This window comes from Clostridium sp. OM02-18AC (genome assembly GCF_003481825.1).
In the GTDB taxonomy this organism is placed as follows: Bacteria; Bacillota; Clostridia; order Lachnospirales; family Lachnospiraceae; genus Brotaphodocola.
Genome location: NZ_QULW01000022.1, coordinates 14,675 through 25,549 on the forward strand (window position 1 = coordinate 14,675; position 10,875 = coordinate 25,549).

The 10,875-nt window shown below is 48.8% G+C and carries 13 protein-coding genes and 1 other annotated feature; of the genes, 2 read left to right on the forward strand and 11 right to left on the reverse strand.

Features of this window, described 5'->3' with window-relative positions:
* Positions 1-75: 75 nt before the first annotated feature.
* Entirely contained in the window at positions 76-840 is a 765-nt protein-coding gene (locus tag DXB18_RS13955; protein ID WP_118542227.1) for a polysaccharide deacetylase family protein, read from the reverse strand.
* Positions 841-1,013: 173 nt separating this feature from the next.
* Here DXB18_RS13955 and DXB18_RS16055 point away from each other — a divergent pair, with 173 nt between their 5' ends.
* Together DXB18_RS16055 and DXB18_RS13970 are read left to right on the forward strand one after the other, a co-directional pair.
* Positions 1,014-1,937: a LysR family transcriptional regulator gene (locus tag DXB18_RS16055; protein WP_182430589.1), complete on the forward strand. Its 924-nt coding sequence runs from the start codon at positions 1,014-1,016 to the stop codon at positions 1,935-1,937.
* 344 nt (positions 1,938-2,281) lie between these two features.
* A complete protein-coding gene (locus DXB18_RS13970) occupies positions 2,282-2,488 on the forward strand; it encodes a cold-shock protein (RefSeq protein ID WP_118531268.1) in 207 nt (68 codons plus the stop codon).
* A 148-nt stretch (positions 2,489-2,636) separates the two neighbouring features.
* Here the strand turns inward: DXB18_RS13970 and rplL are convergent, their stop codons facing one another.
* The 10 genes from rplL to mreB form a co-directional block, all read right to left on the reverse strand.
* Positions 2,637-3,011: a 50S ribosomal protein L7/L12 gene (rplL, locus tag DXB18_RS13975; protein WP_118542223.1), complete on the reverse strand. Its 375-nt coding sequence runs from the start codon at positions 3,009-3,011 to the stop codon at positions 2,637-2,639.
* Between the two features lie 119 nt (positions 3,012-3,130).
* Positions 3,131-3,631 carry a 50S ribosomal protein L10 gene (gene rplJ, locus DXB18_RS13980; protein WP_118542221.1) on the reverse strand — a complete coding sequence of 167 codons (501 nt, stop codon included), beginning with the start codon at positions 3,629-3,631 and terminating at the stop codon, positions 3,131-3,133.
* A 33-nt stretch (positions 3,632-3,664) separates the two neighbouring features.
* Positions 3,665-3,804: a sequence feature (ribosomal protein L10 leader region), on the reverse strand.
* Between the two features lie 48 nt (positions 3,805-3,852).
* The gene (rplA, locus tag DXB18_RS13985) at positions 3,853-4,548 is read right to left on the reverse strand and encodes a 50S ribosomal protein L1 (RefSeq protein WP_118708452.1); all 696 of its coding nucleotides are present in this window, start codon (positions 4,546-4,548) and stop codon (positions 3,853-3,855) included.
* A gap of 81 nt (positions 4,549-4,629) precedes the next feature.
* Positions 4,630-5,055, reverse strand: coding sequence for a 50S ribosomal protein L11 (rplK, locus tag DXB18_RS13990; protein WP_118531260.1), 426 nt, complete (start codon positions 5,053-5,055; stop codon positions 4,630-4,632).
* Between the two features lie 77 nt (positions 5,056-5,132).
* Positions 5,133-5,648, reverse strand: a complete 516-nt coding sequence (gene nusG, locus DXB18_RS13995) for a transcription termination/antitermination protein NusG (RefSeq protein ID WP_118531258.1) — start codon at positions 5,646-5,648, stop codon at positions 5,133-5,135.
* Between the two features lie 19 nt (positions 5,649-5,667).
* Positions 5,668-5,871 (reverse strand): preprotein translocase subunit SecE, encoded by a 204-nt coding sequence (secE, locus tag DXB18_RS14000; RefSeq protein WP_118542217.1) that lies wholly within the window; start codon positions 5,869-5,871, stop codon positions 5,668-5,670.
* A gap of 12 nt (positions 5,872-5,883) precedes the next feature.
* On the reverse strand, positions 5,884-6,033 hold the full coding sequence (rpmG, locus tag DXB18_RS14005) for a 50S ribosomal protein L33 (protein ID WP_080552267.1): 150 nt from the start codon (positions 6,031-6,033) through the stop codon (positions 5,884-5,886).
* A 186-nt stretch (positions 6,034-6,219) separates the two neighbouring features.
* Positions 6,220-7,068 carry a ComF family protein gene (locus DXB18_RS14010; RefSeq protein ID WP_347560899.1) on the reverse strand — a complete coding sequence of 283 codons (849 nt, stop codon included), beginning with the start codon at positions 7,066-7,068 and terminating at the stop codon, positions 6,220-6,222.
* Positions 7,069-7,094: 26 nt separating this feature from the next.
* The gene (locus DXB18_RS14015; RefSeq protein WP_118708454.1) at positions 7,095-9,341 is read right to left on the reverse strand and encodes an ATP-dependent RecD-like DNA helicase; all 2,247 of its coding nucleotides are present in this window, start codon (positions 9,339-9,341) and stop codon (positions 7,095-7,097) included.
* A gap of 397 nt (positions 9,342-9,738) precedes the next feature.
* Entirely contained in the window at positions 9,739-10,746 is a 1,008-nt protein-coding gene (mreB, locus tag DXB18_RS14025; protein WP_118542213.1) for a rod shape-determining protein MreB, read from the reverse strand.
* Between the last annotated feature and the right edge of the window lie 129 nt (positions 10,747-10,875).

Sequence of the window (10,875 nt, forward strand, 5' to 3'; positions counted from 1 at the left end):
TTTGTGGTGCTGCCTTTTGCGAACATTTGTGCTTTTTCTAGTATAATCCACGCCGATTGCCCAGTCAACCCGGATTCAGTCTACCAGAAGTTCTTCCACGGTCACAAATTCGTAACCCCGTTTCTGCAGATCATCAACAATCTGCAGTGCTGCTTCTACTGACGTAGGAAAAATATCATGCATGAGAATGATATCGCCATCTTTTACATCTTTTTCGACCCGCCGCACGATCCGTCTGGTGTTCTGGAACTTCCAGTCCAGGGAATCCACGTTCCAGAGTACCGTGGTCAGATTTACACGGCATTCCAACTGCTCATTCCAGGCTCCGTAAGGCGGCCGCAGATATTCCGGACGTTTTCCGGTGATGGACTGGATCAGCTGCTCCGTCTGCTCTATCTCGGCACAGGCCTGCTCTGCCCCCTCCTTTGTCATCTGGATATGACGGTAGCTGTGATTGCCGATCAGATGTCCCTCTTCCTGCATCCGTTGTACCAGTTCTTCTTTTCCGGCAATATTTTCCCCCATCAGAAAAAAAGTTGCTTTTATACCGCGCTGTTTCAGGCCATCCAACAATTTCGGTGTACAGGTCTGGTGAGGGCCATCATCGAACGTGAGGGCGACCTGGGGAACGGAAGAGTCGTGTTGCTCTGGCACGAATGCAGCAACCTGCCGGACCGCAGGAATTTCCAGTTGATTTCCGGCGTATGCCCGTCCCACACGTTCTGGATATGCAGCATGCTGTGCAACTGCAAAAGCTGCGCCGGTCAGAGCCCCATCTGCCAGAATCACCGCCAGAAGAAGCAGGCTCAACGTGCGGATTTTCCATTTCGGTTTGCTCATCGTTTTCCCCTCTCCCGCTTTCTATTTCATATATATCTGGTTTTTGCAAAATTATGTTCCGTAATTGCAAAACTGCGCTTGCCTTTTTACAGGATACGCGCTACAATAGTCATGTCAAATATTTTGAAGTATTTTTAATATGTTTCATTAATTCCGATAATAGAAAGTATTTCATGGAAATTAGAAACCTGATTACATTTACCAAAGTGGCTGAGACCCAAAGTCTCTCGAAAGCTGCAAAAGTTCTGGGGTATGCCCAGTCTACCGTTACCATGCAGATGCAGCAGCTTGAGCAGGAGTTAGGCACACAGCTTTACGAACGCGTAGGCAAGCAGATCCGCATCACCCAGACGGGTCAGGAGTTCTTATCCTACGCAGCTGCCATTGTCCGCATGTCGGAAGATGCTCTTCTGGTCGGGAAACAGGATACCTCCACCGTTTCCGGTTCTCTGCGGCTTGGAATTTTCAGTCCGCTCGCCGGACCACGAATCAGTGCGCAGATTGCACAGTATCTGCAAAAATATCCACAGGTAAATCTTCACACCGAAACAATTCCGGATCCAGAGCAGTTGCTTTCCCGGCTTCGGCACAATGAAGTGGATCTTGCACTGACTCTGGATACCCGGTACACCGGCGAAGACCTGATCCATGCCGGGGAAGATCAGCCGGTGCTGCTCTGTCTCTATGTCAGCAAAGAACATCCCCTGGCCGGACGGCATGGTTTGACTCCAGAGGATCTTTCGCTTTATCCGCTTATTCGTACCGGCTATTTTGAATCCGGTCATGAATCATTTGATTTTACGTTTTTCCGACAGGTGAACATTTTTGATCCGGGACTCGCCCTTTATGTTGCGGCAAATGCTTCCCTGGGGGCTCAGAATAGCGCAGAAACACCGGATTCACGCAGCCCCATGAATGCTATGATTCTGGTCCCTGAGCTGATCGTCAGGCAGCATTCGGCTGCAGACGTTCTTGTTCCTCTGGATTATAAAGTTTCCGGCACCGGGATCTTCCTGCAGACACTTTATCACCGGAACAAATGGCTTTCCGGACCTATGAAAGCCTGGCTTTCTGACTTAAATAAACCGTTTGCTTAACTGTTTTTATTCTTATGACATCTTTTCCCTATTTTGGTTTGGCATAGTGTGCGCGGCCGGCTACTTTCCCCGGCCACGCACCCATCACACAAATCTGTTTCCCAGTGTCTGCAGCATCAAATCACATGGATAATCCTATTTTTCTCCTATCACTTTACTATGTCAAGAAATGCCAAAATTGCTTGACAGATTGGGGGTTGGGTGGTAAACTCACAGTGTATTTTGATATGAGCTTTTGATTCACATATTTTTGTAAGTCAAGAAGTACATTCCAGATTTACAAAAATATGTGATTTTTGTTTCATACGAAAATACAAATTTTAATTTTTATAGGAGGTACCACAATGAATAACGGTACAGTTAAATGGTTCAACGCTACTAAGGGTTATGGCTTCATCACCAACGATGAGACTGGCGAGGAAGTATTCGTACACTTCTCCGGTATCGTAGCTGACGGCTACAAGACCTTAGAGGATGGCCAGAAAGTTACCTTCGATACCGCTGAGGGCAACCGTGGTCTTCAGGCTGTTAACGTTCACGTTGTAGCTTAATAATTTACCACCTAGAAAATGAAATACCCGGAATTCCGTCAAGGAGTTCCGGGTATTTTTTTATGTGTTTCATACAGAATTTTCATATAACAACAAAACCCCGGAAATCCTTGCGGATCCCGGGGTTTAAGCTCTAGTTGAGTTTTTATTACTTCAGGGTAACTTTTGCGCCCTCAGCCTCAAGTTTAGCCTTGATGTCCTCAGCCTCTTCCTTAGAAGCGCCCTCTTTCAGGACCTTCGGAGCACCGTCAACTACGTCCTTAGCCTCTTTCAGACCAAGACCGGTAGCTTCACGTACAACCTTGATAACTTTAACCTTGTTCGGGCCAACCTCGGTCAGCTCTACGTCGAACTCGGTCTTCTCCTCAGCTGCCTCGCCTGCGCCAGCTGCTGCTGCAACTACAACGCCTGCTGCTGCGGATACGCCAAACTCTTCCTCACAAGCCTTTACCAGCTCGTTCAGCTCTAATACGGATAACTCTTTGATAGCTTCGATAAACTCTGCAGTGGTTAACTTTGCCATTTTAATTTCCTCCATTAAAATAATTATATTTCTGAATCAATCATTGTGGTTCGACTTTCATCGAATTGCTTAAACTTAGTTCGGATGATCATGCGGCAAACTGCCGGTCTGTCAACAAATTAAGCCTCAGCGCTCTCGCCCTGCTTCTCAGCGATCTGATTAAGCACACGAGCGAAGTTGGTGATCGGAGACTGGATGCTGCCCAGCAATCTTCCGAGAAGTACTTCTCTGGACGGGATGGTTGCGATAACCTGCATACCCTTCTGATCATAGTAAGTACCTTCAATAACACCAGCTTTGATTTCCAGCTTGTCTGCTTTCTTAGCAAACTCAGCCAGGATTCTTGCCGGAGCTGTAGCGTCGTCCTTAGATACAGCGATTGCGGTCGGTCCTTCTAAATCCGGATCCAGAGCTGCAAAATCGGTACCCTCAGCTGCACGCTTGATCATGGTGTTCTTATATACTTTGTAAGCAACACCAGCTTCTCTTAACTGCTTACGCAGCTCGGTATCCTGAGCAACAGTAAGACCACGATAGTCTACTACTACTGCGGATGCAGCGCCGTTTAACAGCTCGGAGATCTCAGCTACGATAGGCTGTTTTAACTCAACTTTAGCCATGAATGTCTTCCTCCTGTTTTATTATATAACTGGAGACTGCAAGGAAAAGCCCCACTGTCAGACAGAGGGGCTCTACAAATTCGTCATAAATACAAATTGTACGTTCCTCGGTAGGCGGCTGTAACCTTACGCCTTGCGGCACCTACTGTCTTCGGCAGTCAATACTTGTGTATGATAACATACTATATTCGGATTGTCAATCAGTTTTTTACAAAATCCGATTAAGCCATCAGCTTAACTACGTTCAGCTTAACGCCCGGGCCCATGGTAGAGGTCAGGGTTGCACTCTTGATGTAGGTACCCTTTAAGGTAGCCGGTTTTGCTTTGTTGATTGCATCCATAAGCGTCTGGAAGTTGTCCGCTAACTGCTCCTCAGTGAAAGAAGCTTTACCCACTGGCACGTGGATGATGTTGGTTTTATCAAGTCTGTACTCGATCTTACCAGCTTTGATATCGTTGATAGCTTTGGTTACGTCCATGGTTACGGTACCAGCCTTCGGGTTTGGCATTAAGCCCTTCGGTCCAAGTACACGACCCAGACGACCAACAACACCCATCATATCCGGGGTAGCTACAACTACATCGAAATCTAACCAACCCTCGTTCTGGATCTTCGGGATCAGCTCCTCAGCGCCTACGAAATCTGCGCCTGCAGCCTGAGCCTCGTCAGCCTTTACGCCCTTAGCGAAAACAAGGATTCTGGTAACTTTACCAGTTCCGTGCGGCAGAACTACTGCACCACGGATCTGCTGGTCAGCGTGACGTCCGTCACAACCGGTTCTGATATGAGCCTCAATGGTTTCATCAAATTTAGCTACAGCAGTCTTCTTAACAAGTGCGATAGCGTCTGCTGCATCATAAAGAGTAGCGCGGTCTACTGCTTTAGCCGCTTCTACGTATCTCTTTCCATGTTTCATAATAAAATAACCTCCTAGTGGTATTGTCGGGGATGTTCCCTCCCACGTATTTAAAGTTTCATCTCAGTTCTGTATGAAGAATTACTCCTCAACAGTGATACCCATGCTTCTTGCAGTACCTGCAATCATGCTCATAGCTGCTTCCAGACTTGCTGCGTTTAAGTCAGGCATCTTGGTCTCAGCGATCTTCTGAAGATCTGCCTTGGAGATGGTAGCAACTTTGGTCTTGTTCGGGGTTGCGGAACCGGATTTGATCTTGCAGGCTTTCTTTAACAGAACAGCTGCCGGCGGAGTCTTGGTTACGAAGCTGAAGCTTCTGTCTGCGTATACGGTAATAACAACCGGGATGATCAGATCGCCCTGATCTGCAGTTCTTGCGTTGAACTCCTTGGTGAACTGTACGATATTAACGCCGTGCTGACCGAGTGCCGGACCAACTGGCGGAGCAGGAGTAGCCTTGCCTGCCGGAATCTGTAATTTGATGTAACCAGTTACTTTCTTTGCCATGATAATGACCTCCTAATAATGTGGTATTGTCGGGGGTGTCCCTCCCACGAACCGGCCTCGCCGGTCCCTTTTCGTTGTTACATGTGTTTCACTTCTGTGAAATTGAGTTCAACCGGTGTTTCACGGCCGAACATTTCGACATTGATCGTAAGAGTGTGCTTACTTTCATTGATCGACTTAACGGCACCGATCGTGTCCTTCCATGCGCCGGCTGTTACCACAATGGTATCGCCAACTGCATAGTCCAGAGCAACTTCAGTCTTTCCAAAGCCGAGGCTCTCCATCTCCTCATCGCTTAACGGAACAGGCTTGGAGCCCGGTCCGACAAAGCCGGTCACGCCGCGGGTGTTGCGTACTACATACCAGGTATCATCGTTCATGATCATGTGGATGAGCACGTAGCCCGGGAACATTTTCTTGTCCGCAAGCTTCTCCACGCCGTTTTTGAGTTCTGCGACTTCGAGCATCGGAACGGAAACTTCGAGGATCTGATCCTGAAGGTTACGGTTCTCAATGGTTTTCTCAATGTCAACTTTTACTTTGTTCTCGTAGCCCGAATAGGTATGAACTACATACCACTTTGCTTCTGACATCTTATCACCCTCGCCTTAATTAAATAATGAAGCTGAGGCCCCATTTGATAATGAAATCCAGGATTGCGATGATAATTCCCAGCGCAGCGGTAACCGCTACTACAGCAACTGTCTGCTTGCCAACGGTTTCCTGGTCAGGCCATACGATTTTGTTGAACTCAGCTTTTAAACCCTTGAAAAAGCTCGTCTTCGGAGCCTTCTCAGTGCCTGTAGTTTCTCCCATAGTTCACACTCCTTACTTTGTTTCTTTGTGTAAAGTATGAGTTTTGCAGAATCTACAATATTTTTTGGTCTCCATGCGATCCGGATGTGTCTTTTTATCCTTCGTCATGTTGTAGTTCCGCTGTTTACATTCTGTACATGCCAGTGTAATCTTTGTGCGCACGACTTCCACCTCCACTTGATTTTTCGTTGTTTTTTCAGCCTTTCTTTTGTGTCTTGTCAGCCCGTAAGCTAATTTTGAGCATAAAAAAAAGACCTAAGCTCTTCCATTCGCCATACCACTATAGCATAACGATGTCCATGCGTCAATCTTTTTCTTTATTTTTTGCTAGATTTTTATTTTTTCCGGTCAGACACCTCCGCCAATGCAGATGGATACAAAATATACCTGCCGGACTCCTGCCTCTTTTAGTACCCGTGTGCAGGCTTCGATGGTGCTGCCGGTGGTGTAGATGTCATCGACGAGGATGACAGTTGCGGGCAGTGCGGTGCATGAGTGCCAGTCAGACAGCTGTCTGACTGCCGAAGACCGGATGACAAGCTTTTGTAAGAGACCAGACGATCTGCCTTCCCGCACCGCAAATGCTTTGCGCAGATTCCGCAGGCGTTCTTCCGGTCCAAGTTCTTTCTGCGGAGCCGTTTTCCGGGTGCGGACCAGCATTGTCTCATTTACAGAAAGTCCACTCAGACGTCCAAGACGCACCGCCAGCTCCCCCGCCTGGTTGAAGCCGCGGCTGCGCAGCCTGGCCGGATGTACCGGAACCGGCACCAGAACCGCATCTTTGTGTCTTGCAAAGAAATATCCATATCGCCGGACGATGGCCTCTGCGTAAAAATCCAGATATTCCCTCCGGTTTTTGTATTTGATCGCTGCCATGGATTTCTGCGCCGCGTCGTTGTAGCGGATCAGGGCAACGCCGGACTCAAAACTCCGTTGATGCCGTTTGCATTCCGGACAATATTCCTCCCGGTCGCTGATGAGTTCTGCTCCACATTTTTTGCAGGATGGCTGCCGGATAAAATGCAGTTTTCGCACACAGCCTGCGCAGATCAGCGCACCTTCCGGCAGAACGATCTGTCCGCACACCGGACATCGGCGCGGAAAGAGAAGCTGGAGGAGATTTTCCTGGAGAGATAATTTCAAGGGCAATTTTGCAGTTATGTTTGCAGATGATTCTACAAGCGGTTTTTTGGCCACCTTTTCAGATAATTTTGTGGGTGATTTTATAATTCGGATTGCATGACCTCCTGAATTCGTATTTTCAAGCCAGTATAGCGGCGCTGCTCCACGACATTGTCGACCATGGTCTGCAGCATTTCCGGGATGCCTACCAGACAGACACAGGCGCGGGCACGGGTTACCGCTGTGTAGATTAAGTTTCTTGTCATTAACATGCGGGGACCGGAATAGACCGGAATGACCACGGCCGGGTATTCACTTCCCTGTGATTTGTGGATCGTGATGGCGTAAGCCAGCTCCAGTTCCTCCAGCTGTTTAAAGCTGTAGTCTACCATTTTCCCTTCATCAAACTCCACTGTCAGTTCTTCCGCAAACGTATTGATCTCGCGGATGATGCCAATGTCGCCATTGAACACGCCTGCTCCGGAATCGATCGGAATCCCATATTTGTTGCGGGTCTCCCACTCGATCTGGTAGTTGTTTTTGATCTGCATGACCTTATCGCCCACCCGGTAGATCGTACCGTTCACTTCCTTTTCCGGTTTCGATGGATCTTTCGGATTCAGAAAGCTCTGGAGAATGGTATTTAACCGTTCCACGCCAAGCGCACCTTTGCGCATGGGTGTCATGATCTGAATATCGAACATATCAGCATGAACATAGTTCGGAAGTTTTTCCCGCACCAGCGTCAGCATGGCGCTGATGATTGCGTCGGGGTGTTCCCGGCGGATGAACAGAAAATCTTTGCTGCGCTTTCCAAGCGGGATCTGCTCGCCATCGTTGATCTTATGGGCGTTGACGATAATATCGCTCTCTGCCGCCTGACGGAAGATCCGGGTCAGCTGCACCACATTGAACGCCCCGGATGCGATCATGTCGCGCAGGACATTGCCCGGGCCGACGCTTGGGAGCTGATTGATATCGCCCACAAGGATCAGCCTGGTTCCCGGGTTCACCGCGCGAAGCAGTGCATGCATCAGATAAATATCTACCATAGACATTTCATCTATGATGATGGCATCGGCTTCCAGTGGATTTTCTTCATTTCGCTCAAAATGCATGCCGGAAGTATCTTTATCGTCCGACGGAACCCCGGTCAGTTCGAGAAGGCGGTGGATGGTCCGCGCTTCATACCCCGTCGCCTCAGTCATGCGCTTGGCTGCGCGGCCGGTCGGAGCCGCCAGCAGGATTTCCATCTCTTCTTGCTCGAAATAACGGATAATGGTATTGATCGTGGTCGTTTTTCCGGTACCCGGACCACCGGTGATGATCAGAAGACCACTGTTGACTGCCTCGATGACTGCACGGATCTGAAGTTCATCCGGCTCGATTTTCTCCTCCGCGCAGATGACTTCCAGTTTTTTGCGGATCTCTGCCTCCGGCTCAGAACCGCGCAGGTTTAAATCGTGAAGCATACGGGCAGTGTTAAGTTCCGTGTAGTAATACTGGGATGCGTAGACATGACGGCTCGGTGCTGCTGAATGCTCCTCATCCACCTTCACCACGATCTTCTTTTCTATCTGAAGATCGGTCAGATGTTTTTCCATAACAGACGGATCTACATGTAGCAGTTCCGACGCTGCTGCCAGCAATTCCTCCTGCGGCAGGTAGGTGTGTCCGTTTGTCACAGACTGTAAGAGGGTATAGTAAATGCCGCTGCGGATACGGAAATCGGAATCGGTGAAAATGCCAACTTTCTGGGCGATCTCGTCTGCCATCTTGAAACCGACTCCCTGGATATCATCTGCCAGACGATATGGGTTTTCTTTGATGATGCCGTACATGCGGGAACCGTATTCATTATAGATTTTCAGGGCCAGATTCATGGAAATGCCGTAGTCCTGCAGAAACATCATAGCCTGGCGCATTTCTTTTTTCAACTCCATCTGCTCCGAAATCGCACGTGCCATTTTTTCACTGATTCCTTTTACCTCTGCCAGCCGCTCCGGCTCTTCCTCGATGATGCGGAACGTATCTGCCTTAAAACGGCGCACAATACGCGCAGCCAGGGCAGTTCCCACACCGCGGATGGCTCCGGAACCCAGATAGCGTTCCATGGATGCCGTATCTTCCGGTGCTTTCAGTTCATAGGATTCTACCTGGATCTGATCACCGTAGATCGGATGTTCCACGTCACGTCCGGTTGCCTCGATAAAATCTCCTTCACTGATATAAGGAAAGGTTCCCACCAGGACATAATCCAGCCCATCCGCGCTGACATCCAGAATGGAGTATCCATTTTCTTCGTTGCGATATTTGATTCGTTCCACATATCCGCTTACTGTCGCCATTTTTTGTTTCTCCTGTATCCTCCCGCATAATCGGTGTTTCTTGCTGTTTTTCAATCCACAGTCGATCATTTCACGGAGACTGACTATGATTTGCCTCTTGTCAGTGGGGGATACCGATTTATCTCCGCCCACCACTGCCGTTAAGTTTCCTGTTGGCAATTCATCTCGCCACCTGTAGAGGATGGGAGAATCCTTGCTATTGTTGGGGAAATCTCCTGTGAAACAAGAAAGAATGTGCCTTGGCGCATTCTCGCGCCGAGGCGCGGTTGCCGAAGCAACCATCCACCCTTGCGCCGAGTGCGCATCCCCGCGGAGCGTTTTTGTTTCATAGGACGCACTTTCCTATGAAACAAGAAAAGTCCCGCGTCCGCGATGGACACGAGACCCTTTCGATCTGTTAGTTGAATTCCTGCTCTTTTTTGTCTCCATGCTGGAATTCAATGAACTTACCGGTTCCGATTGCTACGGCAGTCAACGGATCTTCCGCTACCATAGTGGTGATGCCGGTTTTCTCTTCGATCAGCTGATCGAGACCGTTTAACAGGGAACCACCGCCGGTCATAACGATACCGCGGTCAAAAATATCAGCTGCAAGTTCCGGAGGAGTTCTCTCCAGGACATTGTGAACAGCATCTACGATCTGCATAGCCGGCTCGCGCAGCGCTTCCAGGGTTTCCTCGGAAGTAACCTCAATGGTCTTCGGAAGTCCGGTAACCAGGTTACGTCCGCGAACCTCCATTTTTAAAACCTCTGGTCTGCGGTATGCGGAACCAATGTTAATCTTGATTTCCTCTGCGGTTCTCTCACCGATGAGCAGATTGTGTTTCTTTCTCATGTAACGGACTAACGCTTCATCGAAATCGTCTCCGGCGATCTTGATGGAGGTGCTTACTACGGTTCCGCCCAGAGAGATGACTGCGATATCTGCAGTACCGCCTCCGATATCTACGATCATGTTTCCGCAGGCTTTGGAAATATCAATTCCGGCACCGATCGCTGCTGCAACCGGCTCCTCGATAATGGATACTTCACGTGCCCCTGCCTGATAGGTAGCGTCTTCCACTGCCTTCTTCTCTACTTCGGTCGCACCACTCGGGATGCAGACTGCGATGCGCGGTTTGCGCAGGGTACGCTTGCCAACGGCTTTGTTGATGAAATATTTTAACATTTTCTCAGTAACGGTATAATCAGAAATAACGCCCTGACGCAGCGGTCTTACGGCAATGATATTGCCCGGGGTTCTTCCGATCATCAGGCGCGCTTCCTCGCCGATCGCCATGATCTTGTTGGAATCACGGTCAATCGCTACTACGGAAGGCTCTTTCAGGACAACGCCTTTGCCTTTGATATATACCAGAATGCTCGCCGTACCTAAATCGATTCCGATATCGTTGGATACTAACATAAATTTCCTCCTGATGTTTCTCTTCTCACAACTGTGTATTCGCCACAGCTGCCTTGTTTCCCAGTTCTGTCACTGCTGTTCACACATACGTGAGCAGCTATCTATGAATATGCGCAAAGAGCACAATTT